Genomic DNA, 25,126 nt, shown 5'->3' on the forward strand with positions numbered 1-25,126 from the left:
ACCGTGGGGTGCAACACGTCCCACAATTTTGCACCCCCATGTTCAAGGGAGAACGCACGACTATGACCATTACCCCCGAACGCGAAGCCGAACTCCTTGCTTCCGTCCCCACCGGCCTGCTGATCAATGGGCAATGGCGTGAAGCTTCCGACGGCGGAACCTTCGACGTCCTGGACCCGGCCACCGGCAAGGTGCTAGCCACCCTAGCCTCCGCCACCTCCGAGGACGCCATGGCAGCCCTCGACGCCGCGGATGCCATCCAATCCACGTGGGCACTGACCGCACCGCGTGAACGCGCCGAGATCCTGCGCCGCGCCTTCGACCTAGTCACCGCGCGTGCCGACGACTTCGCGCTGCTGATGAGCCTAGAAATGGGCAAGCCGTTGGCCGAGGCCCGCGGCGAGGTCACCTACGGCGCCGAGTTCCTGCGCTGGTTCTCCGAGGAGACGGTGCGCGACTACGGCCGCTACCTCACCACGCCCGAGGGCAAGAACAAGATGATCGTGCACACCAAGCCCGTTGGTCCGTGCCTGCTGATCACCCCGTGGAACTTCCCGCTGGCCATGGCCACCCGCAAGGTCGCCCCGGCGATCGCCGCCGGTTGCACCATGGTGCTCAAGCCCGCCAAGCTCACCCCGCTGACCTCTCAACTCTTCGCCTCCATCATGATGGAGGCAGGCCTGCCGGCCGGCGTGCTGAACGTTGTGTCCTCCAAGAGCGCCTCGAAGATCTCCGGCCCGTTGATGCAGGACGATCGCCTGCGCAAGGTGTCCTTCACCGGTTCCACCGCCGTGGGCAAGATGCTGATGAAGGATGCAGCGGACAAGGTGCTGCGCACCTCCATGGAACTCGGCGGCAACGCACCGTTCCTGGTCTTCGAGGATGCGGACCTGGACGCCGCGGTTGAGGGCGCCATGGCGGCGAAGATGCGCAACATGGGCGAGGCCTGCACCGCGGCCAACCGCTTCTTGGTCCACGAGTCGGTGGCCAAGGAATTCATTGCCAAGTTCTCCGCCGCCATGGGCGCGCTGAAGACCGGCCGCGGTACCGAGGCCACCACCAACGTTGGCCCGATCATCGATTCCGGTGCGCGCGATGACATCCACGCGCTGGTTTCCCAGGCCATCGAGGCCGGTGCCACCGTTGAGACCGGCGGCGCCCCGATCGAGGGCCCGGGCTACTTCTACGCACCCACGGTGCTCTCGAACGTCGCCAACGACGCCGAGATCCTGCGCCAAGAAATCTTCGGTCCCGTCGCGCCGGTGACCACCTTCCGCGACGAGGCACACGCCATCTCCTTGGCTAACGCCTCCGAGTACGGTCTGGCCTCCTACATCTACACCCGCGACCACAACCGGCTCTTCCGCGTCGCGGAGCAGATCGAATTCGGCCTGGTCGGCTTCAACGCCGGCGTCATCTCCAATGCGGCGGCACCGTTCGGCGGAGTGAAGCAGTCGGGTCTGGGCCGCGAGGGCGGCGCCGAGGGCCTGGCCGAATACACCACCACCCAGTACATCGGCATCGCCGACCCGTACGCCGCTCGCTAAGCCGAGACGCACTACACGGCGCCCGAGTGCCTCACACCCCGGTCCTCTTCCTCATGGAAGGGATGAACGGGAGCGTGGGTGGCTCGGGCGCCGTCGTGCTTTCTGCTGGCGGGCCGGTACGCCCGTTTTAGCTCCGGGAGGCGTAGCGGGCCGGTTCTAGCGGGCGCGGGGCGAACAGCGACGCCGGCCACAGGGCGCGGCGTAACCGCTGGCCCAGATCCCCGCGGGCAGCCAGGGCATGCTCGAGAGTACCGAGCGCGCTCAACAGCTCGTCCTCCGTGGGCCCCGGCGCACCCACCGGTGCATAACGCAGGCGCTCATAGGCCGAGGCCAAGAATTCGAGCTCACCGGTGTGTGCGGGAATGAGCTGGGCGAGCCGGCGCGCATAGTGCCCCACGGCTTCGTCCTGCCGCATCGGCAAGGAATGATCCAAGCCTAGGGCCACCAGTTCGGCCCAGGCCGCCGCCGCACCGCTTTCCTTGCCATAACTCAACACCGCCTCACCGGTACGGCGCACCCGGGTCAGCCGGTTGGCCCGCTGGATCCGGCGCAGTGCCCAGGGCAGCGCGCCGAGCACTACCAGGGCAAGCAGGATCAGTAGTGGTGCTGCGGAGACCGGGCTCGAGTCTTCACCGGTTCCCGGGGCACCCAGCGCCGCGCCGGAAGAGCTGGAGGACGGCGTTGATGATGCTGCTGCCCCGCGTGAGGTGGACAGCTCCGGATCTTCCCCGGTGCTGGCGGTCGGGACGGTTGGTGCAGGAGCATAATCTGGCGGAGCCCCGCGCCCCGGTGTCGGCTCAAAGGCCACCCACCCGGCACCGGGCAGATATAGCTCGGGCCAGGCGTGGGCATTGCGGGAGCTGACGGTGAATTCGGCCAATTCCGACTGGTTCTGCCCGGAGACGACCTCTCCGGTGGCGGTGCCCGGCGCGTATCCGGTGACCAAGCGGCTGGGGATCCCCAATTCGCGGGCCATCAGCGCCATGGTGGAGGCGAAGTGCACACAGTATCCGGATTTTTCCCGCAGGAACGCGTCGATCACCTCCATCCCACTGCCGTCGTAACCGTCGCGCACCGGAGTTTGTTCCGAATAGCTAAAGGCACGCGAACGCAGGTAATCCTGAATCGCGACGGACTGGCTATAAGCATCTTGATCCGCGTCCTTAACCGCCTCCGCGGTGGCCGATGCCAACGACGCTGGAGCATCCGCCGGTAGATCGAGATATTGCCCGTCGACCTCGGAGAAGTAACCGTCCGGGAAGGAGCCGGATAACTCGCTCAGCCCGCGCGCAGTGATCTTCGGATTCACACTCATCACGGTAATGTCGGCGGCCGCCGGCGTGTAATTTTCGGCGGCGCGCAGCGTCCCGTTCTCCGCGCTCCAACGCCAGCTCTCATCCAGCCCGTTCAGCGTGATGGCGTTTGCTGGAAGCGGCATCCAGACTCCCCGATAGCTGTCGGTGATCACCCGGGTAAAGGTCGGCTCGCTGGCCTCGAAGGCACCGGGGAAGGTGAGGGTCATCAGGGATTCGGTGGCCGGCACCCGGTAGGCCGCCGCATCGGGTTCCCAGCGTTGTGCGGTGAGATTCCCAATGACCGAGGTGCGCAGGTAGACCGGTTCGGTGGAATCGGTGAAGTAGTGCAAAACCGTGCCGCTGGAGCGGCTGCGCAGGTCATTGCCCAGGGAAATCAACGGGTCGATGTTGGTCGCCTGCTGACCCCAGGAGGGCCGGGTGCCCTCGGAGAGCATGCCCTTGGAGAATCCGGGGATGAGGATCGGGAGCACCAGCAGGGCCACCATGGAACCGGCAAGGATGACACCTCCCTGGATGAGGACACCACCGCGTCGGGCCCCGGCGGAGAACCGCGCGCTCGGCTCCGTCGGGTTGGCTATTTCCAGGGCGCTTGGCCCTCCGGCACGAGTGGACGTGGCTAAACTGCGCTCCGCGGCGAGGATCAGCAGGAAACCCAGGATGGTCAGGGCGACGGGCCCGATGCCCGCACCGTGCGGTTCGAAGAGCGAGGCGATCGCTACCAACATGGCCAGCGGGATACCGGCCAGCGCCGGGGCACGAATGGCGAAGGCCAGGGTATCGACGGCGAGGGTGATCACCGCCGCCCAGAGACACACGGAGAAGGTGATGACCCCGGTGGTGGCCACCGGGGGTACCTGGGAACCCATTTCCGCATTGGCCTGCGCCCACACCCGCAGCAGAGCCCGGAGGGTGGATCCGGTGGGGATGAACCCTAGGGCGGCGGTATTGGCGAAAAATAGCAGCGTCAGCATCAGCACCGCCGTGAGTATCCCGGCCGCGGTGGGCAGGTAACGCGCGGGACTCAGGTAACGCACCACGGTGGTGCTCAGCACGATGCCGAGCACCACCACAGCCACTTGGAGCATCCATCCCCAATCGCTGATCACACCGTGGATCGAGGCGGTGGCTGCGAGCACGGCAGCCACCGTGGCCAATCCGGCAGCGAGGTGTGCGCGGGCAGATCCGCTGCGCCTTCGTGCCCTGGATGGTGGGGTCGGGGCGGGGGATTCGGTCCGCTGGAGGGTATCGGCACTCATTTCTGATTCCCCAGTTCGTTCCAGATGTCGTTGAGCGCCATGGTGGGAGTCACGGCGAGCGCTGACCAGCCGGCCTGCCGAAAGCTGGCCATGACCGTGGCCAGTCGTTCGGCGTGGTTGACCACACACAGCACCGTGACCTTGGTGGTGGTCCCGACGATGCTCAGCCACGTGTTGGCCTGGGCCGTGCTGGTCTCACCCAAGATCAGGATCAAGCGGTCACCCGACTCGCGCAGCCGTGCCTTGAGCGCCGCGGCCACCTCGACCCGATCCTCACTGAGCTGCTCGGGGATCGGTTCGGCCAGGCCCACGGCGGCCAGCGCCTGCTGCATTTCGGTGGTGGCATGTACTCCGGTGAAGGGCTCGAGCCCATTGGCGGCAGCGGAGGCCGAAACACTATTGATGGCCGCTCCGCGGTCGTCAATCAGATCGATGCCGAACCCGGTGTGGGACAGATGCGAGCCGATGCCCAGCGCGGCATGCAGCGCCCATTCGAAGCGGCGAGAAGAATCCTTGGGCGTGGCGGTGAATTGCGGGATGGAAATGACCGGTTCGGCTCCCACTCCCTGGGCCAGGAAGGCCGCGCGCGACCGGTCGATCAGCACGACGGCCCGTGGGGTGGCGCGGTAGTCTTCCTGGCGCACCATCAGCGATCCACGCCGCGCGGTGGCTGGCCAATGGATGCGGCGCACCGTGTCTCCGGGGCGGTATTCGCGGGTCATCACCTCGAAGGAGTCCGGGGTCAGCCGGCGATTGGAGGAGGCCTGGCCGTGGGATCCATGCTCACCGGGGAGGGTGGCCGGTTCCAGCTGTTCACATTGCGGCAGCGCGATCAACGCGCTGGGGGAGTCCACCGCTGCCGGCCGGGCGGCCAAACCAAACACGTCGCCGACGCTGGCCCGCAGGGGGCCGATCGGGTAGATCCCGCGGGTGGCCGGGCGCAGCCGGTATTCGTACCAGCTCGAGGATTCGCTCCCGCTGTGGGTGGCGGTATGCGAGGGGTAGTGCAGGACCGGGCCCTTGCCAAAATCCGCGGGCAGGGTGTCGCTGAGTTGAATTGCTGCGGCGTTGCGACCCTGGTGAGCGATGTGCAGACGCACGCGCACGCTGGAATCACTCACCGCCATTGGCGGATTAAAGGTACGGGTCACCGCGAGTGTCGAATTTCCGAAGCGCAGCAGGAAGGCGGCGAGCAACGGGGTCAGCAGCAGGACCAGCGAAATGGCCAGCAATTCGCGCCTGCCCAAGAGAAACGCAAAAAACAGGGCACCGGCGCCGGCGGCAAAAAGTCCCCACCCGCGGGCGGTCAGGAAGCCAAGATGAAGCCGCTCGCGCAGCGTGGCTGGCGGCTCGTCAAGTTCCCAGTGGGAAAAGGAATGTGCCTCGCGAAACTCTTCGGTGTCCGGGCTCGGGGTGCTGTTCGGTTCCATGGCCACGCTCCGTGATCGCCGCTGCCCTAGCCGCGAGCCCCGGCACGCACCGGAATCGAATTGAGGATGGCCACCAGGATCGATTCGGCATTGGAGCCGGCCGCCTCGGCGCGCCGGTGCAGGATCAGCCGGTGACCGAGGACCTTGGCGGCGATATTGCGCACGTCCTCGGGTAATACGTAGTCGCGGGTGTTCAGCGCCGCCTCGGCCTTGGCGGCACGAAGAAGCTGCAATAGCGAACGTGGAGATGCGCCCAGACGGATATCCGGGTGTTCACGGGTCGCTCGACCCAGCGCCACCACATATTCCTTCACCGGTTCGGAGGCATAAACGGCAGCGACGGTGTTGATCAGCGTATGCAGCGATGCCACGTCTAACACGGGGCGGAGATCATCAAGCGGGGATGCCGATTGGTGGCTTTCAAGCATTGCCATTTCGGCGGCTGCATCCGGATAGCCCATGGAAATCTTGGCCATGAACCTGTCGCGCTGGGCCTCGGGCAAGGGGAAGGTGCCCTCCAACTCAATCGGGTTCTGGGTGGCGATCACCATGAAGGGGCTCTCCAATGCGTGCGTTATCCCATCGACGGTCACCTGACCTTCCTCCATGCATTCAAGCAGAGCGGATTGGGTCTTGGCGTTGGCCCGGTTGATCTCGTCGCCGATCACGATGTGCGCGAAGACCGGGCCCGGGCGGAACTGGAACTCGTGGGTGTTCTGGTTAAAAATTGAGACACCCGTGACGTCCGAGGGCAAGAGGTCCGGAGTGAACTGGATGCGGTGTACGGTGCAGTCAACGGACTTGGCCAGCGTTTTGGCCAGCATGGTTTTGCCGACGCCCGGAACGTCCTCGAGCAGCAGGTGGCCCTGGGCCAACAACACAATCAGCGCGGTGCGTGCCACTTCCGCCTTGCCATCGATCACCGTCGCGATCCCGGTCAGCACTTTTTCACAAATCTTTCCGAACTCGTCGGCCGGAAGAATCTGGGACTCGGTGGAAAGCGACATGCAATGTCCTCCTGGACTACAGCCGTAGGGTAAATCGGTGGCTTCCTTCTCCTCAAAGAATACCTTTATAGTTGTGCCGCCGGTCACTCTCGGGTAGGCGCGGCGCGGGGCCACGTACCCTAGTAGGGGCGAAAGCCCATGGCCCCACCCACGGGGGAGCAACACTTAGGAAGGCGTGGTCAGCGATGGCAACAGTAGATAACCCGGCCCGAACCCCGCGCGACCAGGGCGTCCCGCACGCCTACCTGCCCGCCCCCGAAGCGGGCGCATCCGCCGACAATCTGGTCCGCAGCAAGCAGGACGACTCGGGACAGAAGCGCAATCTTGCCTACCCTCCGGCTCCCTTACCGCTGCCCTTCGGTGTGCCGGATAACCACACCCACCTCGACTTCCGCGACGGAGTGGTGAGCGTGAGCGTTGCTCAGGCGTTGGATGCGGCAAATGCCGTAGGCGTTCCGGGTGTGATTCAGGTGGGTTGCGATGTCGAGTCCTCCGAATTTGCCGTTCGTGCCGCGGCGGAGGATCCACGCGTCTTGGCGGCGGTGGCCATTCATCCCAATGACGCGGCGCGCCTGGCCGAAACCGGCGACCTTGAGGCGGCCGTTAACCGTATCGAGGAGCTGGCGGCACATGAGCGGGTCCGGGCGATTGGTGAGACCGGGCTCGATTACTTCCGCACCAAGGAACCGGGCCGACCGGCGCAAGAGCGCTCCTTCCGCGAGCACATCCGCATTGCCCGCGAGCACTCCAAGGCCCTGCAGATACACGATCGTGATGCACATCTCGATGTGGTCCGTGTCCTGAAGGATGAGCAGTTGCCCGAACGGGTGGTCTTCCACTGTTTTTCCGGCGATGCACAGCTGGCGGAGATCTGCAATGAGAACGGCTGGCATCTCTCCTTCTCCGGGACGGTGACATTTAAGAATTCACATGATCTGCGTGCTGCATTGATGGTGGCCAGGCCGGAATTAGTCATGGTAGAGACGGATGCTCCGTTCCTGACTCCGCACCCCTATCGGGGACGTCCGAACGCCAGCTACTTGATCCCGCAGACGGTGCGATTCATGGCCGAAACCAAGGGGGCAGACCTAGAGGAATACTGCCGGACCTTGGCAGCAAATACTCGGCGTGTCTACGGCGCTTTCTAGGCGAAGTTATGCCCAAAGCAAGCACAAAGTGCTTGCCACCTTATTACGATTCGGTTACGGTTAACTTTTAGTAGCCGGGATCGGGGAAGGTTCCCGGGTGCGTTTGACTCTGCGCGCAGCCAGCCTTTGATGAGGTTTCGGCCGCGCGGGACCATCTTTCGGATGGGCGGAATCGAATCGTACTCGTACCAATCAAAGTGGCACACGGAGGGCAGCGCCAAGCATTGCTTAGCGCACCGTTCACCCGCCGTGTTCACCTTGATCTGCCCCCGTGCCTGGGTAAAACCTAAGTTTGGAATCCTGTGCAGAATGTCCTAAAGAATCGCTGGGTGAAAATCGGCGCGCAAGCAGCAGTGCTGACCGCGCTGATCCTCGGTCTGGTTATGTTCGTCGGATCCGGCAAGACGATTGCCGTAGCCATCGATGGAGAGAACCAAAACGTCTCCACCCGTGCCGCAACCGTGGCCGATGTCTTGAAGGACTCCTCGATTACGCTCGATGAGCGGGACGAAGTTTCCCCGGCACTGGATGCACCAGTGGCCGACGGCGCGTTGATTGATATCAAGCGTCACAAAGAGGTCAACGTGAACATCGACGGCGTGGACCGCGTGGTTCACACCACCGGCTTGACCGTCGCAGATGTCATTGATCAGCTCAACCTCTCCAAGTCTGCTCAGGTTGATCAGGGTGCGGCACTTGCCCTGGCCTCGTTGTCCAACCCCATCGATATCTCCACTCCCAAGGATGTATCGATCAAGGTTGATGGCAAGACCAAGACGCTGAATACCACCGTTGAAACCGTCGCCGAGGCCCTGAGCGAAGCGAAAATCACCGTGGGTAAGAAGGACGAACTCAACGCCAAGGCCACCGACGCAATTGTTGATGGACTGAAGCTGAAGATCGTCCGCGTGAGCACCAAGACGATCACCGAAACTAAGACCATCAAGAACGAAACGGACACCGTCAAGGACTCCGACGCTCTGGTGGGCACCGAGAAGACGATCACCGAGGGCAAAGACGGCGAACGCACTCTCACCTACACCGTGACGTTGCGGGACGGTAAAGAAACCAAGCGCAAGCTCGACAGCGACAAGGTCACCACCAAGCCCGTCGACGAGAAGGTGTCCATCGGCACCAAAGCCAAGCCGAAGCCGAAGGTTGAAGCCAAGACCGAATCGAACTCGGGCTCCGAATCGAAATCTGAGCCCAAGAAGACCTCCACTCCCGGCAGCGTCTCCGCATCATGGGCAGCACTGGCCAAGTGCGAATCCGGTGGAAACTGGTCTATCAACACCGGCAACGGCTACTACGGCGGCCTGCAGTTCTCCGCCAGCAGCTGGCTCGGCGCGGGTGGCGGAAAATACGCGCCTCTGCCGCACCTTGCCTCTCCCTCGGAACAGGTAGCTACCGCGGAAAAGCTTCGTGCCAACGGCGGCTGGGGTCACTGGCCACACTGCTCCTCCAAGCTCGGACTGCGCTAAGCCCAGGCCAAGTACTGTTGCACTCACTAAAATGGGTCCCGCCAGCATCTGGCGGGACCCATTTCACATTCCCGTCGTATACCTCACCGCACCGCGCACGCGGGATCGGTCGGGGCGCGACGGGCCCTGAACTAAGATTGAAACGTGACTTCCGTAGAATCTTCCCCGCCGCCACTGCTCGGAGCGACCGAGATCCGCCGCCTCGCCGGTGAACTCGACGTCCGCCCCACCAAGACGCTGGGTCAAAACTTCGTCATTGACGGAAATACCATCCGCCGCATCGTGGCGACCGCCAAGCTTGATCCCACCGAAACCGTGCTCGAGGTCGGCCCCGGTTTGGGCTCACTGACCCTAGGTCTGCTCGACGCCGCTGCGCGCGTCGTCGCGGTGGAAATCGATCCAAAGCTGGCAGCCCGGTTGCCGCAGACGGTGACCGAGATGCGACCGGCCAAGGCCGAGAACCTTACGGTCATCCTCTCGGACGCGCTGAAGATTACCGAGCTTCCGCATGAACCCACGGCACTGGTCGCCAACCTGCCCTACAATGTTGCCGTCCCCGTGGTGCTGCACCTGCTTGAACACTTCCCCTCGCTACGCCATGGTCTGGTCATGGTGCAGGACGAGGTGGCGGACCGCATGGTCGCGGATCCGGGGAACAAAACCTACGGTGTTCCCTCGGTCAAGGGTGCCTGGTACGGCACCATGCGCAAGGCCGGCGTCATTGGCATGAACGTTTTCTGGCCAGCGCCCAAGATCCGTTCGGGTCTGGTCAGCTTCGAACGCGGGCCACGACCCGTGACCACCGCCAGCCGCAAGGAAGTTTTTGCGGTCATCGATTCGGCCTTCGCACAGCGTCGCAAGACCTTGCGTGCGGCACTTGCCGGTTGGGCCGGATCCCCGACCCTGGCAGAGGAAGCCCTGAAGGCAGCGGGCGTTGACCCGCAGGCCCGCGGCGAAAAGCTCGGCATCAACGAGTTCATCGCCATCGCCGAAGCCAAGGTTGCCGTGGAGCCCGAAGGCAAATGACCCACACCGTCGTTGCCCGCGCACCGGGAAAGATCAACTGCTACTTCAGGGTCGGCCCGCCTAGGGAAGACGGCTACCATTCGGTGGCCAGCCTCTACCTTGCCGTCTCGTTGTACGAGGACGTCGCGGCCACCGCCCGGAGTGACCAAGAGATCCAGGTATCCCTGCATCCTGACTCCACCGTCGTCTCGGAACCCGAATCCTTTCCGCTGGGTCCGGATAACCTCGTGGTTAAGGCGGCCATGGCGCTGCGCGAACACACCGGGCACTACGCAGGGGTAGATCTTTGCATCACCAAGCGCGTACCGATTGCCGGAGGCATGGGTGGGGGATCGGCTGACGCCGCTGCCACCCTCGTGGCCTGCAACGCGCTCTGGGGGACCGGACTGAACCGCGAGGAGTTGGCTCGTCTTGGTGCCCGGCTGGGCGCCGATGTCCCCTTCGCCCTACAGGGCGGTGCTGCCGTGGGTCTGGGCGTGGGTGATGAACTGGCCCCGCTGCTGCTGCGCACACGTACCGACTGGGTGCTGGTTCCTGCCTCCTATGGACTTTCCACGCCGCGGGTTTACGGCATGCTTGATCGGCTCCGCGCCCACGAGGATGTTCAAACGCCCACGGAAGTCGACCCGATGATGGTCGGCGCCCTGCTCGATGGTGACCTTGATGCCTTGGCACCGCTGCTGGCCAACGATATGACCCGGGCCGCACTGGCATTGGCACCGGAACTCGGTGTGGTTCGCGACTTGGGCGAGGCGGCCGGTGCGTTGCACGCGCTGGTCTCCGGATCGGGGCCCACGCTGGCGCTGCTGGCACGTAATGAGGCCCATGGAGCTCAGATCATCAACCAACTTTCCGACGAAGCGGGCGTAGCAACACTGCAGGTTCATGGCCCGGTTTCCGGCGCTATCATCCTGCCTGCACACCCCGAATCCCTCTAACAAGGAGCACCCCACCGTGGCCCATCTGCTCGGCGCCGAAAATGTTTCCATGTCCTTCGGTACGCGTACCGTTTTGGACAAGCTCTCACTGGGCCTGGAAGACGGGGACCGCATCGGCATGGTCGGGCGCAACGGCGACGGTAAATCCACGCTCATGCGTCTGCTGGCTGGCCGCATGAGCCCGGATGAGGGCCGGGTGACCAAGCGCGGAGACGTGCGCGTGGCCTACCTGGACCAGACCGACGTGCTCGACGGAGCGCTCAGCGTCGGTGAAGCCATCGTGGGGGAGGCCGCCGACCACGAGTGGGCCTCCAATCCGCTGGTGCGCGAGGTCATGGGCGGGCTGGTCGGCGAGGTTGATTGGCACGCTGAGGTCAACTCGCTCTCCGGTGGTCAGAAGCGTCGTGTCGCGTTGGCCAAGCTGCTCATCGGTGAACATGAAGTGATCATGCTTGACGAGCCGACCAACCACCTGGACGTTGAGGGTGTCGCTTGGCTGGCCAAACACCTCAAAAACCGGTGGCGTGCCAACTCCAATAGTCTTCTGGTTGTCACCCACGACCGTTGGTTCTTGGACGAAATTTGCACACGGACCTGGGAAGTTCACGACGGTATCGTTGACCCGTTTGATGGTGGCTACGCCGCCTACGTGCTGGCTCGTGCCGAGCGCGACCGCACCGCCTCGGTGGTGGAGAGCAAACGCCAGCAATTGGTGAAGAAGGAACTGGCCTGGCTGCGCCGCGGTGCCCCCGCCCGCACCGCCAAGCCCAAGTTCCGCATCGAGGCAGCCAACACGCTCATTGCCGACGTGCCAGCAGCCCGCGACACCGTGGAACTGAACAAGATGGCCACCGCGCGTTTGGGCAAGGACGTGCTCGATCTGGAACACGTCTCGTTGGACTTCGGCACCGGCAAACCAATCTTCAACAACATCACCTTCCGTCTGGCACCCGGTGAACGAGTGGGCATTGTGGGTGTTAACGGCGCCGGAAAGTCGACGCTCCTGCGCCTACTGAACGGCGAAATCGAACCCACCTCCGGTGTCATGAAGCGTGGCAAGACCGTCAAAACTGCCATCTTGACCCAGGAGGTCAAGGAACTCGACGAGGTCAAGGACATGCGCCTGATCGAGGTCATCAAGTCCGAGCGGATGTCCTTCGAGGTTGGCGGCAAGGAAATATCGGCCGGGCAGCTCGCCGAACAACTGGGCTTTGGCACCGACAAACAGTGGACCACGGTGAAGGAACTCTCCGGTGGTGAGCGCCGCCGCCTGCAGCTGTTGCGCCTGCTCATCGGCGAACCCAATGTGCTCATGCTTGATGAGCCGACCAATGACCTGGACACCGATACTCTCGCGGCCATTGAGGACATGCTCGATGGCTGGCCCGGCACGCTTGTAGTCGTCAGCCACGACCGTTACCTGCTCGAACGCGTCACCGATCACCAGATTGCCTTATTGGGCGATGGAAAGCTGCGCGGGTTGCCCGGCGGCGTTGACCAGTACCTAGAGCTACGGGCTGGTGCACAGAGCAGTGGCAATACCGGCGCGCCGACCGACAAATCGGGTTCCAGCACCGATGCTGTGGCTTCGGGGCCCAGCGAAGCAGAGAAGCGTGAGGCTCGAAAAGAGATGAATCGTCTCGAGCGTCAAATGGGCAAGCTTGAAACGCTGATCAAGAAGCTTCACGCCGAGATGGCGGTGGCCTCCGAATCCATGAAGTTTGACCAGGTCTCCACGCTCAACGCCACCTTGCGGGGTGTTGAGGCCGAAAAAGAGGAGTTGGAGATGGTCTGGCTTGAAGCCGCGGAGACTCTGGGTGAGTAAGAATCGCTAAACGGTGTATTTATTACCCTTGACATCCTCAAGGCAGACTGCTTGTATGTGATTGTGATCATATCCATTTGGGGTGGGTTGGTCATGGCAAGAACGTGTCGTTGGGAACTCGGTGATTGAATCAATGCAGTGCTTCGTATGTCACGATACGGAGGCAATCCGTCCAAGGATTCTGACAATGCGTTAGTCGAAACTTCGGCCATCCGTGGGGGTGGTATCACGGAGTAAATGCATTGCTGGGGGCACCGCATGAACGTCATTATTGGTTTTTCTGCATCGTCTTATGACTATGTTCGGGGGGAATCGGACACTTTTTCGGCTGCTGTTAGCGGCGTCGTGTCCTCACTGCGGGCAAACCGCGGAGTTGTGCTCCGAGGTTGTGCTGGTGCCGGACACACGGAGGTCATCCAATCCGCATTGGAATCCCTCGGCTGGTCAACCGTGATGAACGTGGTTGGCACCGGATATGCAAAAAATATCCGCTGGGGAGCATTGATGTTTCTGCTCTCGAAATTTGGTCTAAACCCTGAATCTTCGGTTTCGCACGTTTGTAGTGCCCTGAACGAATGGATTGAACAGGAATCAGCCAGTGGTTCTCGCGTAATTCAAGTCTTGCGTCCCGATCTTCTCGATCCATACTCGCGCACGGCTATCATGCGTTTAGCCAGTCGAGGTGGAGCTCGTGTTGTTGTCTTATGTGAAAACAACCACCCACTTGATCCTGAAACCTCAAGTCAACTGGCAAACGGCACGTACGCTTCGGTCGACCTCAGCCCCGTCGGACTTGCCGAAACGGGGAAAACTCTTCAACGGTGGCTGAACGCAAAAGTATCCCCGGCCGCGGTCTTACTGCTTTGGGAACGGTCCCATGGCGCTCTGGGCAAGCTTCATCAGGCGATGATATTGATGCAGCAATCAGGGTCCCTTATCGAACACCAGGGGGTCTTTGTGATTGCGCCCGTGCTTCAGGGCGTCGCAGAATCGGCCGTCAAGGACACCGTGAGTTCGAGTTTGGAGTGGTCGAGCGTTGAAAAGGGTTCAAGCTTAGATTCGCTGCATTCAGTTGCTCCCAGAAACCCAAGTGATGTTGCCCGGTTTATCACACAGGTCCACAAGATCGAACTTCCTCTCGAGCGCGCCATCATTCGACAGCGTCTTCAACTGAGTATCAAAAGCCTGATGGGAAATGGCGCAGAGATTAGCAAACACGATGCGGAATCGTGGCTGCTGGGGCAACTGGAAATCCTGTCTATTGGTCTGGCTCTCGAAGATGGGTTGCTCACCGAAGCAAGAAATTCTTGCAGTATTCTTTGTGCCGGTTCGTCCACTCTAGAAAATGGTCCATGGATCAACGACGTGGAGTGGCTGGAGGCAACCTCGTTAGTAGCTCAGGTGGCTGCTTTCAGCAACGATGAAGAACTTTTTTCCGTGCTGGCCTCGGCCATTGAAAGGCGGTACGAACGCCTCGAAGGTGCGATCCTCGGCGGGGTAAAAAGTCCCAGCCATGATAGGTTGCGAAGATTTGATCGCGCCATGCTCAACGCCCACTTTGCACGCGGAGATTGGCAACGCGCTCAGGTAGTGGCATTGCGGATGGTGGATGCGCCGTACGCGGATACACGTTCGTTGGAAGAGGCCCATTTCATGTTGGCTGTGATGGCCACCAACGCCGGCGCGTGGGACATCGCACGGGAGTTGATCGAGCCGATTCTCATACAGTCGACATATCTTGAAACTCCCTTGCGTGCCTCGGCCCAAGCGCTCCTCGCCTACGTCTCTGCCCAACTTGGTGACATGCTCAAAAGCGAAGGGCTTTGCATGGCGGCGAATGGTGGCGGACTACCGGCACCATCGGGCGCGGAGATGATTCGAAACTACTACTTACTGCTGACCGTTAATTTGTTGGGCAGCAGTGGTGCCCAGACAGACGTTTCGCAGATTGAAGAGCAATTGAAGTTGTTCTCCGCCATACCAGCCTTCAGCGGAAGGGTCGCTTTGGCGCTGCAATTGACGCAGCAAAAGTACGTTGCGGATGTGGCGCCAGATGAGGATGGGAATGGTAAATCGGCCTTGACCGTGGCCTTGGACGATCTAACGGTGGCGCTGAAAGGTGAGGATGAAACCGATATAGTCGAGGCGTTGCTCTCCGTTGCTGTGGGCGGAATGGCACATGTTGTCCGATGCAGAAGCAACGCCGTGGTTGCTCGGTTGGGGCAACGCTCTAAACGGATTCTCTCCGGGAAGATGCAAAGGCTGTCCCGGGAACAACTCTCCTTGGGCCTCGATTCAACGGCACCAGAACGCTTCGAGGGGCGCCATGACTACTGGGCGGCAGCACTTACGCACAAGGAGAATCGGGTCCTTGATTTAGTTGCCAAGGGGCTGTCAAACGCTCAAGTTGCGTCACTTGAAGGTGTATCGGTACGAACCGTGGAGGGGCATCTCTACCAAATTTACTCGAAGCTGAGCCTCCACGGTCGGGCCGACCTCAAGACCATGGTCGGAGCCGTAGAACCTAGAGTCCCAGTTCTGGTGAACTCATGAACGGCCACGTGCAAGCACCTGGGACAGTGGATCCGTCACTGTTGATTTTGCTTCAAGACTCCACAAAAGCGGGCATCTTTATCGTCGGGGGACCTGGCTCCGGGAAGTCCTATGTGATTGGCCATCTGGCGCGATCGTTGGGTGTGGATCACGCTGTCGTGCTCATTCGCTCCGTGGCAGATGCATCGGATGAAGCATACACAGCTTTTGTGCCTTTGCTCGGTCATTCCGTAGTTGAGGCTGAAGTGTTTGACGTGGTGCAAAATTTTCAGCAATATTTGGAAAGCATCAAGCCGCCGCGTAGTTCTACGGGGCTCATACCCCGACCAGTCGTCATCGTTGAGGAGTCCCAGCAGCTCGATGAAGCAAGTTGTTTCGTCCTCCATCAGATTGCTCTTGCTGGACAGGCAACTTTGGTCTTGACTTTGACGGCGGGAGTGAAATCTCGCCCAGGCGTGGAGTCTTTGTTTGATTCCGGGCTATTCGGAATCAAAAAACTCGCGCCCAAGAATGTCGATGAGATGGTTTCCGTCGCCAAGGAAGTTCTCGACGGAGCTGCCACGGAAATTACGTTTGATATGCTCACGCGGCTCTCCGGTGGGATCCCCGCGTTGAGTGTCGCCTATCTGAATGATCAAGTCCGCAACCATTCACTCGCACGCCACGGAAATGTGTGGGCGCTGGGTCCCACAAACATCAGTGCGGGTGGTGAAGTTGAGCAATGGACCGTCGGAATGTTGGAACGCTTCAGGCCGGAGGAGAAGGAAGCGTTGAGGTTCCTGGCTCGTCACGGTACTTGCCTAATAGCCGACGTGGAAGAAAGTTGCGGAGCTTCGGTGACCCGCCTCATTGACTCGGGATTGGTCGCCAATCGCGAGGGATTCCTCCATCTCAGCTCGGAGCTGTTGAGATATTCCCTGTCTTCGCAACTGTCGTTGGTCGGTAAGTCATCGGGCCCAGATGCTGAAGATTTCGCAGACAATGGGTCAAAGCGTGATGATGAGGTTCACCCTTGGGAAGTCGATTCGGAAACAGGGCTTCGGGTTCTAGGTGCGCTTGCCAAACAAGGGGAGCACCTCCGCGTCAGGGCATGGACGGAGTACCTAATCTCGTCAGCTGAGAGACCAGAAATTGCCGAGGCCGCCTTACTTTATGCCGCTAATGCCCTAGTGGAGGACGGCAGCAGTGGGGAGTTCTTAGCCCAAGAAATAGCGCGTATCACGGCTAGAGAATTGGACACCCTGGGTTCGTCTTTGCCACTTGTTCAAGCTTGGCAGAGGTACAAATCTGGAGATTTGGTGAAAGACGTTCTCATCATCTTGAATGCGGCGGGAGATCCAGTTCCGGGCGAGCACGAAAAACTCAGAGAACGTCTACATACGGAGCTTGCTGCAACAAGCACAGGCTGTGAACCCCTATACCAGTCGCCCCGATGGCAAGTTATCCAAGCGGTTTCTCGGGCATTGGCTGGACATGAAGCTGAGGTGCGTCGCGCTGTGGCCGCTTGCCTGTCGGAGATGGACCTTACGCAGCCTGTCGTGGCAGCGGAACTTGATTTGGTGATTGGTCTGTTGAACTTGCGATCTGGTCGTCTCTCTGACGCGAAAATTGCCTTCAACTCAGTGATGGCAAGGAAGAGAGTTCGGGAGTCTGGCATCCAATTAGTTGCAGAGTCAATTAGTCGATGGATCGACTGCCAAAACGATGAATTTGGCTCGAAGAATGAGTCAGCGACCGGGCCCGACCGCGGTTTTCTGACCTCATTGGCTTCGCTCTATGCGTTGGCGGCGGACAGTTACCAAGATCCTTCGGCATCAAGCCGTGTCGAACTTCGGCATCTTGCCACCCGGCACCAAGGGCTCGGTGAATATGTGCTTGCCGCCGAGGCCTCGGTTCTCCTGTTGCGTCTTGAGGAAAACCTAGGAGTGAAGGGAATCGATTGGCCCGACGGTCCTTGGTACTCAGCTGCTGACGTCGTCAGCCGGGAATGGAATAGCACATTCGTTAAGGCGCTGACCGAAGCGGGCGACAATGCAGCCAGACTCGGTCAAATTGAGTGGACCATTTACGCTCTCGCGAGAGCAGTTCGCCACCCCGACATGGTGGATCAGCCACGGTCCAAGGGGCGTGTAGTACGAAGATTGATGGCACTCCGGGACCTTCTCGGCCCTCAGCTTTTGCCCGAAATCAAAGAAGCGATTGATTTGGGGAGATTAACGGAACGCGAACAAGAAATCGCCGCTCTGGTTGCCGAAGGAATAAGCAATCAGGAAATCGCCCGCAAGCTGACGCTCTCACGGCGAACTGTGGAGGGACACCTCTATCGCATTTATTCGAAGCTTGGAATCGACGATCGAAGCCAACTTGAGAATTTCAATGAGGGAGTACGAGAAATATGATTCGCATAGGATATGCGGCGGGAGCTTTTGACCTTTTCCACGTCGGTCATCTCAATATTTTACGTATGGCCAAGAGCAGATGTGATTTCCTCATTGCTGGCGTGGTCTCCGACGAAATTTGCGAAGCGACGAAGGGTAAGCGGCCGATTGTGCCGCTCGAGGAACGGCTGGAAATTGTATCCAGCATTGAATTTGTTGATTCGGCCATCGCTGATATGTGGCCCGATCGCCTGGATACCTGGCGTGAGGTGGGTTTCAATGTCTTCTTCAAAGGTGATGACTGGTATGGCACTGCTCGTGGTCTTGAACTAGAGCGGCGATTCGCGGAGGTAGGAGTGGCCGTCGAATATTTCCCCTACACCGTTCACACGTCATCAACCGGATTGAGAAGTGCCCTAGATGCGCTATCGGCTACGTCTCGACCATTGGGGACTTAGAGCCGGAAATTTAAATTCATAAACATATTAGTACTTGACTATTTTATTAATCAAAAACAAATGCAAGTTACGCGATTTGTAGGAACGGTTCGAATCTTTGGCCATTCAGGGTATTTGCTACCCGATAAAGCGAATGCACGTAGATACATATTGATCCTCGAACAGAGCGAAGGAGAGCACCATGGCAAATGGGGGGCGGAGCGATTTCTTACGGGTAAATGACCTATTTCGTCAGCTTCGGAGGCGATGGAGAACGCTGCTGGTGACTGTGGCGGCTACGGTGGCCCTTTCGGCCGCTGGCGCGCAGTTAATACCCGCAGAATATTCTGCGGTTGCCACTTTGACGGTTTCGCCCATTACGACGAGCCCATTTTCCTCGGCAGCTGTGAACCAACAAATCAACATCACCACAGAACGCGCGATCCTTGGGTCGTCGCAAGTCGCAACGTTGGCGATTAAGACACTCGGTCACGATATTGGGCCCGAAGACCTGATGCGCCATACGGAGGTCGCTGCACCTCAGGGGTCTCAGATTCTTGAAGTTACAGTTTCTGCTGACACCCCGGAAAAGGCAGCTGCACGAGCAAATGCCTTGGCCAGTGCCTATCTGATTTCTCGTGCAGATGGGGCCAAAGAGATCGCCGACGCCTTTATCGCCGATCTTGATGGTCAAATAAAGGAAATCGAGAATAAGGCCAACGCAGATTCACAGGAGCGGCAGCAGCTTTGGGATTTGCGGGCCCAGCGAACGACCTTGAAGCTTGTTGCGCTCGCACCAGGCCAAGTCATCGGATTGGCCATTCCGCCGACAGAAAAGTCTTCCCTCGATGCCAAAATCTTCTTGGTTGGAGGGCTCGTCGGGGGGGGTCTGTTAGGTCTGGCCTTGTCTCTCCTGCGTGATCGATGGGACCGTAAAGTCCGCTTTGCGGATCGCCTCGTTGCGGCTACTGGCGCAACGGTCTATACCCTCAACCAGGATGACGAAGAGGAATCTTTGCGCTGGATCCTCAGGTTCCTGACACGGTCCTACGAGCCCAACCAACGACCAGGTAGGCCCGCAGGATTCTTGGGTTTGATGCCTGCGGATCCAAGCGTGCTCGTTTTAAAGCTCCGTGACATGGCACAAGCCCATGGACTCGATTCATGCACGGTCGATAAAGATGTCCTAAACGGTCAAGCTCTCGACGCGGGTTGGCCTTTGGAGATCGATCGAATCGAATTGGGCTCAAGGGACCTGGTGTTGATGGAACTCGCCGAATTCGTCGCCGGTTCGAGACTGGCCAGTATCTCAGAGCGCTTCCTGGAATCCCTCGTACTGGTCGTACATCACAAGACCAACATAAAAGATGTCATAGCCGTTGTTGGCCAAGCACGGGATCTGCCCCATATGAGGCTCATCGTAGTTTTTTACGACGGACGTCCGCGGCGAAGAGCAACCGACACACCACAAACAACAACCACGCCAAGCGGTACAGAACCACAAAATTTGAAGGACCCTTCGCCGTTTGAATCGAAAGTAAGCCAACAGGACATGTCAGTTAACAACCCGCTGAAATCAATTGAGCGGAAGTTGGACGCAGGGCAACGTCTCATCGCCGGAAGGAAAGAAACATGAAAATCCTGTTTGTCACATCAGCTGGCGGTCACCTGGCTCAACTACTGCCGCTCAAATCGTGGTGGCAAGAACATGAACGAGTTTGGGTAACCTTCAGACTGCCAGAAGTCGAAGCTGCCTTGGAAGGCGAGACTGTTGTCTGGGCACATCATCCGACGACGAGAAACGCAAAAAACGCCGTGAAGAACCTCTTCTTAGCGTGGCCGACCCTACGGCACGAGCGCCCCGACGTTGTGGTCTCCATTGGAGCGGGGGTCTCCGTCCCATTCTTCCTAGTTGCCAAACTTCTTGGGATCAAGACCGTTTATATTGAGTGTTTTGATCGCATCACGATGCCCACATTGAGTGGTCGAATTTGCTACCCGATGGCAGATCTATTCTGTGTGCAATGGGCGGAGCAGCAGAAATACTACCGAGATGCTCTGAACATTGGACCAGTGTTATGAAACTGGAAAATGGCGATCAAAATATTGTGGTGTCCCTCGGGACTGACCACCATCGATTCGATCGGGCCGTCGATTGGATCGACGATTGGCTCGAAACACAAGAAACGCAACCGAGGTGTTTGATTCAGCATGGATCCAGTAGACAGCCTCGTCAAGGAAACGGGGTTGACCGAATGCCTCGGACCGACTTGCTGGACTTGTACGCTGGAGCCGATGCGGTAATAGTGCAAGGAGGACCGGGGTCCATCTTGGACGTCAGGGAAATGGGTAAAATCCCGATCGCAATTCCGCGACGACCAGAACTCGACGAAGTCGTTGATGGGCATCAGATTGCTTTCGCTAGATTTATGGCGAGCCAGGGGGAAGCTCTATTGGCTGAATCGGCTGATGACATGGATAGACTGCTGAAATTGATCTTGGCGGATCCGAATCATTTTTCGACGCCCCCACGACACGCAGATGCCGGGCATGCGGCCGGACTACTTGCTGCCGCGCTTGACACACTTGAGAGTCATCAGCGACCTGATGCGATGATCAGCCGGCTTCGACAGATGTGGGGCCACCATTAATCCGTGAAGTATCGTGCCAATAACACGATTTCTTCCGTCATTGGCTTGAACGGCGGTACTGGGGCCGCCAGCCAATCCGTCAGTGCAGAATTCCCTGCCGATGGTCAAATGACTGTGGCAGACGCACGTGACTGGAACATCTACAACTTGGAGCCGCTAGTGCATTCCGAGGACGTCCACTGTTTGGAATTTGACCCGACCATGCTTGCCCTGAACCATGTACTCGCCCATGGCAGTACCGTCCCAGGAAATAAGTTTTCTGTCCCGCTCGTTGTCGAAGAGATTGAAGTCTCCGCCAACCCCGGGGAGTTCTCGGAAGGTCAGTTCTCCGGCCTCAATCCCGATGAAGGATAAGACGCACAGCGAACGAACCGTGCGCAAAATAGCCGTAGAACTGGGTGACAACTCGAAACAGGAATATCGCAATGCAGGGGGTCTGTGATCGGCACGCTCTGCACCCGAACCAAAGAACTACGCCTGAACCAGATAACGACGCATTTTCCAGCCAATTCCCGCTGCCAACATGCTGGCGACACCAACGGACACAGCGAGGGCAGGGAGCGTAGCGCCCAGCTGCATTCGAACAAACAGCGCGAACCCCCCGAAAAGAACTGTTGAGATGAGTGCTGGCCAGAGCATCGAGGCCCACGCAACGTGAATTCGGAGTCCCCGAGCCACTTCGAGCGTAGCAAGACCATAATCAACGACTACAGCGGCCGACCACGCCGTGACGGCGCCAATAAGACCCCACATAGGAACTAGCCAGAGATTGAACGTAACTGCGACGACAAGGGCCGAGCACTTGTTGATGAGCTGCCAATGACTCTTGCCGCCCATCAACAACAATGACTGCACACCTCCGGTGGACACGGCGAACATCATCACGGTAGCGATGATTGATAGGGGAAGCGCTCCGGCAACAAACTCTTCGCCGAACCACGACAAGACCACCGGCGCAAAAACGATCAGTGTTAGATAGAACGGCCAAGCCGTGACCAGAAGGATTCTCGCTGTGGTCGTAAAGATACGTCGTGTGGTTGCAGCATCACCGGTGGTGAGCGATGCGCTGAGCATGGGTCCTGTGACAATCCTGGCGGTGTGTTCCAACATTGAGCCCAAATGAACGCACCGGTTGACCACTCCATAAACTCCGGCAGCTGTGGGTCCGAGGAATATGGCAACGGCGATGACATCAATCCATTCCAGAAGGATTTCCACTAGAGATGCGAATCCGCGGGCGGAAGCGAACGCCCAGAACCGGCGAAAGGTGACTGCCTCGGCGCCAATGCCCTGCGCCTGTGGTGGAGCACTCCTGGGAATACTCTTTAGCGTTCGCCAGACCAAAACCCAAGCCAATATCGCAACAATTGCTACGGGAGTGGCCCACGCCGTGGAAAGAGTTGCCACTGCGGCACCCGCCCACAAAGCAACTGCCACTGCAAGGAGCCGCAATAACGACAAGATGACGTTCTGCAGGAGCGCAAAAGAGATGATTCGGTGGGTTCCCCGGATGAAACCGAAAGCAACGGTCATCAGCGCCGCCACTGGAACTGTCACGGCAGCGATCCGGATGGCTCCGGCGAGTTGAGGTGTGTCGGTGATCAGCCCTATGGTCGGGGCAACACACCACATGGTGATGCCGACCATGCTCGAAAGTGCAGCCACTGGAATAGCTGACCAGCGCAGTAACTTCCACAGAGAAGGATGTTCCTCAAGCGCCAACGCGGCAGAAACTGAGCGGACCAGGGCTGTATCGCTACCAAAAACGCAGGCAACGGTCATGACCGCGAAGAGGGCCACGACCTGAAAAAACAGGCCCGACACCGTTGCACCGGCGATATTACTGACCAGCAACGTGGTGCCGAATGCGAGGATGGCTCCACCGATGACACAGGCGAAGCTGAACACGCTTGTCGAAGCGACAGTGGATTTTTGATTGGTGGTTATAGAGGAACGCGCCATCACGAATCCGAGCTTTCAACATAGCGCTCTCGAAGCAGCAGGGCGATGATGATGACCACGCAGCTGAGTTGAATCGTCGCGTAACTATAGAAGGGGATCGTGCACATGACGGCGAGCGGCACCGAATGTAACCAGTGCGTATCGGTACCTGTATGCCTCATGGTTCTCAGCCACGCCGAAACCAGAAAAAGGCAAAAAAGACCAAGGCCCACAAGCCCATAACAAAACGCTAGCATCCACACATAGCCTTGGGTGCCGAGAGAAACCCCGATAGTTTCCTCCAGCCGAGGACTGCCGAATCCGAGGAAAGGGGACTTGGCGACTTCCTTTAACGTTGCTTCGTACAGGGCAAGTCTGCCTCCGGTGCTGTCGCTATATTCCTGACGCCCGAGGATTTCAGAAATCGCACCACTCGCCATCAAGACGAACGCACCGCTGAGGACAACACCCAAGATTCCCGCGACTTGAAGGACTTTTCTGCGAAGTAGAAGCCGAAGCGTGACGTAGCCGATGGATATTGCAAGACCGATAAACATTCCCCTGTTGCTGGTAGCGAGAGCAGGGATCAGAGACGCCGCGAAACCCATAAAGAGTCCCACTTTTATCCACCAGCGATGATCGGAAACGATTCGCGAGAAGACCACTGGCGATAGAACGATGAAGGCCACACCCCAACTATTGGCGTAGGGGAATGGCGCTGATGGTCGAACATAGGGCTCGGGCGCACCCCACGGCTGTTGTACCTCAGCCAGCGGAGGGTTTACCAGATCCGAAACCAGCTCGTTAGAAGTTAAAGAACCGGGCAGTATCGCACCGATCGGCGTGTGAAGTCTGAACTCGGGAAACATCATTCCTGCAAAACCCAAAATAACGACGGTTGCCCACACGATCAATAACGCGGAAACCAGCTTGCGGCGGGGCAAGAATTTTCTGGCATTCACCACATAGAGCATGAAAATTCCGACGGCCACAAGTTCCCCGACGCGTTGGGAGTAGGCCATGATGGCCCCCGAACCTCGGATCGAAATTCCTGCCCCGAATATCCATATGAGGAAGGCGGCCCACGGAAGAATACCCGGTACAAGAATCGTATGGCGTTTCCAGAACAAGATGAGGGCCATGAGCGCGGCAAGCATGATGGGCATAAAGGGTGTTGCTCCCAGCGCCCACCACACAGGAAGACCCGCCAACAGGATCAATACGGGGTAAGCCGGAAGATTCCCTACCTCTCCCTCGAACATTCTGTGGGCTGGCCCCGTCATCCGAGGGTACGGCGGAATCCGCGCCTTGGTACTGAAAATTGTCATAACCCACGGCCCATTCGCTGCACCATCTCAAGGAGGGTGTCGGCCTTAACTAGTCCGAGGGCGACAACAAGGGCACTCCATGCACGCGGCTGGAACGGATCGCGAGCCAGGGTGCTTCGAATCCAATGTAGGCAATCCGTTCGATTTCCCAACGCGGCATGGGCGAAAGCTACCTGGCCAGCAATCCTGGCAAGTCCCCGTGGGTCTTGCTCAAACTCGGGGAACTTTTGAAGTACGTATGTCAGGCCAGCGATAATATTCATCCAACGGCCGCTGAAGAACGAGGGCCGATCCCAGCGAACGGTCACCAAGGCTTCGTTAACCGCATGAATGGGGCCATGCTGAGTGGCTCGCAAGAGCAGGTCGTAGTCCTCACCGTAGGCAGCGGGAAGTAATTCGTCGACCAATCCGTAGATTTGGGTGAAGCCGCTACGAAGAAAAATCATCGTTGATGGGTGAATGGCGGTGATTCGGGAACGAAGGAAGTCATCGAAATTGGAAACAGCCGGAGCCAAACGGTCCACTTCGGTTTTCATGGTTCGAAGACGAATGCCCGAGCTAATGGCGATCGCGGAGCGGTTCGCGTTCCATAGCTCAAGTTGCCGCGTGAGCTTGTCGGGCAACCAAAGGTCGTCGTCATCGCAGAACCCGATGATCTCTCCAGAAGCTGCCAAAATTCCGGTGTTTCTTCCCCCGGCGAGACCGGTGGTGCGGGAGTTTTTCATGGTCCGCAGGGTTCTGCCCTTAACGACCTCGATGTCGTGGAGTGGATCAACGGAAATTTTGTCGTAGACGACGACGACCTCGATGCTGCCGAGGTAGTCCTGGGCGAGGATAGATCGGACCGCATCTCTGAGCATTTCC

At 59.2% G+C, this 25,126-nt stretch carries 19 protein-coding genes; 13 read left to right on the forward strand and 6 right to left on the reverse strand.

The window, feature by feature from the left end; all coding sequences use genetic code 11:
• Positions 1-62 precede the first annotated feature (62 nt).
• Positions 63-1,547, forward strand: a complete 1,485-nt coding sequence (locus tag KUF55_RS03950; protein ID WP_132361949.1) for an NAD-dependent succinate-semialdehyde dehydrogenase — start codon at positions 63-65, stop codon at positions 1,545-1,547.
• Between the two features lie 127 nt (positions 1,548-1,674).
• Here KUF55_RS03950 and KUF55_RS03955 read toward each other — a convergent pair whose 3' ends face one another.
• From KUF55_RS03955 to KUF55_RS03965, 3 genes are read right to left on the reverse strand one after another with little or no spacing between them, the layout of a single operon-like run.
• Positions 1,675-4,119 carry a DUF3488 and transglutaminase-like domain-containing protein gene (locus KUF55_RS03955; protein WP_218818054.1) on the reverse strand — a complete coding sequence of 815 codons (2,445 nt, stop codon included), beginning with the start codon at positions 4,117-4,119 and terminating at the stop codon, positions 1,675-1,677.
• A complete protein-coding gene (locus KUF55_RS03960; protein WP_218818055.1) occupies positions 4,116-5,549 on the reverse strand; it encodes a DUF58 domain-containing protein in 1,434 nt (477 codons plus the stop codon). Before KUF55_RS03960 ends, KUF55_RS03955 begins: the two co-directional genes overlap by 4 nt.
• Before the next feature lie 26 nt (positions 5,550-5,575).
• Positions 5,576-6,556: a MoxR family ATPase gene (locus KUF55_RS03965; RefSeq protein ID WP_218818056.1), complete on the reverse strand. Its 981-nt coding sequence runs from the start codon at positions 6,554-6,556 to the stop codon at positions 5,576-5,578.
• Between the two features lie 185 nt (positions 6,557-6,741).
• Here KUF55_RS03965 and KUF55_RS03970 point away from each other — a divergent pair, with 185 nt between their 5' ends.
• From KUF55_RS03970 to KUF55_RS04025, 12 genes are all read left to right on the forward strand, one after another.
• Complete coding sequence (locus KUF55_RS03970) at positions 6,742-7,704, forward strand: TatD family hydrolase (RefSeq protein ID WP_218818057.1); 963 nt, start codon at positions 6,742-6,744, stop codon at positions 7,702-7,704.
• Between the two features lie 329 nt (positions 7,705-8,033).
• Positions 8,034-9,185: a resuscitation-promoting factor gene (locus KUF55_RS18940; protein ID WP_304623552.1), complete on the forward strand. Its 1,152-nt coding sequence runs from the start codon at positions 8,034-8,036 to the stop codon at positions 9,183-9,185.
• A gap of 144 nt (positions 9,186-9,329) precedes the next feature.
• Positions 9,330-10,211 carry a 16S rRNA (adenine(1518)-N(6)/adenine(1519)-N(6))-dimethyltransferase RsmA gene (rsmA, locus tag KUF55_RS03980; protein WP_132361937.1) on the forward strand — a complete coding sequence of 294 codons (882 nt, stop codon included), beginning with the start codon at positions 9,330-9,332 and terminating at the stop codon, positions 10,209-10,211.
• On the forward strand, positions 10,208-11,149 hold the full coding sequence (locus tag KUF55_RS03985; RefSeq protein ID WP_132361935.1) for a 4-(cytidine 5'-diphospho)-2-C-methyl-D-erythritol kinase: 942 nt from the start codon (positions 10,208-10,210) through the stop codon (positions 11,147-11,149). The genes rsmA and KUF55_RS03985 overlap by 4 nt, the downstream gene beginning before the upstream one ends.
• Before the next feature lie 16 nt (positions 11,150-11,165).
• Positions 11,166-12,974 carry an ABC-F family ATP-binding cassette domain-containing protein gene (locus KUF55_RS03990; protein WP_218818058.1) on the forward strand — a complete coding sequence of 603 codons (1,809 nt, stop codon included), beginning with the start codon at positions 11,166-11,168 and terminating at the stop codon, positions 12,972-12,974.
• Between the two features lie 258 nt (positions 12,975-13,232).
• The gene (locus tag KUF55_RS03995; protein WP_218818059.1) at positions 13,233-15,527 is read left to right on the forward strand and encodes a LuxR C-terminal-related transcriptional regulator; all 2,295 of its coding nucleotides are present in this window, start codon (positions 13,233-13,235) and stop codon (positions 15,525-15,527) included.
• Positions 15,524-17,926 (forward strand): LuxR C-terminal-related transcriptional regulator, encoded by a 2,403-nt coding sequence (locus tag KUF55_RS04000; protein ID WP_218818060.1) that lies wholly within the window; start codon positions 15,524-15,526, stop codon positions 17,924-17,926. The genes KUF55_RS03995 and KUF55_RS04000 overlap by 4 nt, the downstream gene beginning before the upstream one ends.
• Positions 17,923-18,363 carry an adenylyltransferase/cytidyltransferase family protein gene (locus tag KUF55_RS04005; protein ID WP_218818061.1) on the forward strand — a complete coding sequence of 147 codons (441 nt, stop codon included), beginning with the start codon at positions 17,923-17,925 and terminating at the stop codon, positions 18,361-18,363. The genes KUF55_RS04000 and KUF55_RS04005 overlap by 4 nt, the downstream gene beginning before the upstream one ends.
• 181 nt (positions 18,364-18,544) lie before the next feature.
• The gene (locus KUF55_RS04010; protein ID WP_370630950.1) at positions 18,545-19,978 is read left to right on the forward strand and encodes a Wzz/FepE/Etk N-terminal domain-containing protein; all 1,434 of its coding nucleotides are present in this window, start codon (positions 18,545-18,547) and stop codon (positions 19,976-19,978) included.
• The gene (pssD, locus tag KUF55_RS04015) at positions 19,975-20,424 is read left to right on the forward strand and encodes a PssD/Cps14F family polysaccharide biosynthesis glycosyltransferase (RefSeq protein WP_168152261.1); all 450 of its coding nucleotides are present in this window, start codon (positions 19,975-19,977) and stop codon (positions 20,422-20,424) included. The genes KUF55_RS04010 and pssD overlap by 4 nt, the downstream gene beginning before the upstream one ends.
• Positions 20,421-20,993, forward strand: a complete 573-nt coding sequence (locus KUF55_RS04020; RefSeq protein ID WP_218818063.1) for a glycosyltransferase — start codon at positions 20,421-20,423, stop codon at positions 20,991-20,993. The genes pssD and KUF55_RS04020 overlap by 4 nt, the downstream gene beginning before the upstream one ends.
• 3 nt (positions 20,994-20,996) lie before the next feature.
• Positions 20,997-21,347 (forward strand): hypothetical protein, encoded by a 351-nt coding sequence (locus KUF55_RS04025; RefSeq protein ID WP_218818064.1) that lies wholly within the window; start codon positions 20,997-20,999, stop codon positions 21,345-21,347.
• A gap of 117 nt (positions 21,348-21,464) precedes the next feature.
• Here the strand turns inward: KUF55_RS04025 and KUF55_RS04030 are convergent, their stop codons facing one another.
• From KUF55_RS04030 to KUF55_RS04040, 3 genes are read right to left on the reverse strand one after another with little or no spacing between them, the layout of a single operon-like run.
• A complete protein-coding gene (locus tag KUF55_RS04030; RefSeq protein ID WP_218818065.1) occupies positions 21,465-22,955 on the reverse strand; it encodes a lipopolysaccharide biosynthesis protein in 1,491 nt (496 codons plus the stop codon).
• Complete coding sequence (locus KUF55_RS04035; protein WP_218818066.1) at positions 22,955-24,262, reverse strand: O-antigen ligase; 1,308 nt, start codon at positions 24,260-24,262, stop codon at positions 22,955-22,957. Before KUF55_RS04035 ends, KUF55_RS04030 begins: the two co-directional genes overlap by 1 nt.
• The gene (locus tag KUF55_RS04040; protein ID WP_255557296.1) at positions 24,259-25,122 is read right to left on the reverse strand and encodes a glycosyltransferase family 2 protein; all 864 of its coding nucleotides are present in this window, start codon (positions 25,120-25,122) and stop codon (positions 24,259-24,261) included. The genes KUF55_RS04035 and KUF55_RS04040 overlap by 4 nt, the downstream gene beginning before the upstream one ends.
• Positions 25,123-25,126 lie beyond the last annotated feature (4 nt).

It is taken from the genome of Paeniglutamicibacter sp. Y32M11, from assembly GCF_019285735.1.
Classification (GTDB): domain Bacteria; phylum Actinomycetota; class Actinomycetes; order Actinomycetales; family Micrococcaceae; genus Paeniglutamicibacter.

Coding starts and splice junctions, on each gene's coding strand:
- KUF55_RS03950 (WP_132361949.1), top strand. CDS start 63: ATGACCATTACCCCCGAACGCGAAGCCGAACTCCTTGCTTCCGTCCCC.
- KUF55_RS03955 (WP_218818054.1), bottom strand. CDS start 4,119: ATGAGTGCCGATACCCTCCAGCGGACCGAATCCCCCGCCCCGACCCCA.
- KUF55_RS03960 (WP_218818055.1), bottom strand. CDS start 5,549: ATGGAACCGAACAGCACCCCGAGCCCGGACACCGAAGAGTTTCGCGAG.
- KUF55_RS03965 (WP_218818056.1), bottom strand. CDS start 6,556: ATGTCGCTTTCCACCGAGTCCCAGATTCTTCCGGCCGACGAGTTCGGA.
- KUF55_RS03970 (WP_218818057.1), top strand. CDS start 6,742: ATGGCAACAGTAGATAACCCGGCCCGAACCCCGCGCGACCAGGGCGTC.
- KUF55_RS03985 (WP_132361935.1), top strand. CDS start 10,208: ATGACCCACACCGTCGTTGCCCGCGCACCGGGAAAGATCAACTGCTAC.
- KUF55_RS03995 (WP_218818059.1), top strand. CDS start 13,233: ATGAACGTCATTATTGGTTTTTCTGCATCGTCTTATGACTATGTTCGG.
- KUF55_RS04000 (WP_218818060.1), top strand. CDS start 15,524: ATGAACGGCCACGTGCAAGCACCTGGGACAGTGGATCCGTCACTGTTG.
- KUF55_RS04005 (WP_218818061.1), top strand. CDS start 17,923: ATGATTCGCATAGGATATGCGGCGGGAGCTTTTGACCTTTTCCACGTC.
- KUF55_RS04010 (WP_370630950.1), top strand. CDS start 18,545: ATGGCAAATGGGGGGCGGAGCGATTTCTTACGGGTAAATGACCTATTT.
- pssD (WP_168152261.1), top strand. CDS start 19,975: ATGAAAATCCTGTTTGTCACATCAGCTGGCGGTCACCTGGCTCAACTA.
- KUF55_RS04020 (WP_218818063.1), top strand. CDS start 20,421: ATGAAACTGGAAAATGGCGATCAAAATATTGTGGTGTCCCTCGGGACT.
- KUF55_RS04030 (WP_218818065.1), bottom strand. CDS start 22,955: ATGGCGCGTTCCTCTATAACCACCAATCAAAAATCCACTGTCGCTTCG.
- KUF55_RS04035 (WP_218818066.1), bottom strand. CDS start 24,262: ATGACAATTTTCAGTACCAAGGCGCGGATTCCGCCGTACCCTCGGATG.
- KUF55_RS04040 (WP_255557296.1), bottom strand. CDS start 25,122: ATGCTCAGAGATGCGGTCCGATCTATCCTCGCCCAGGACTACCTCGGC.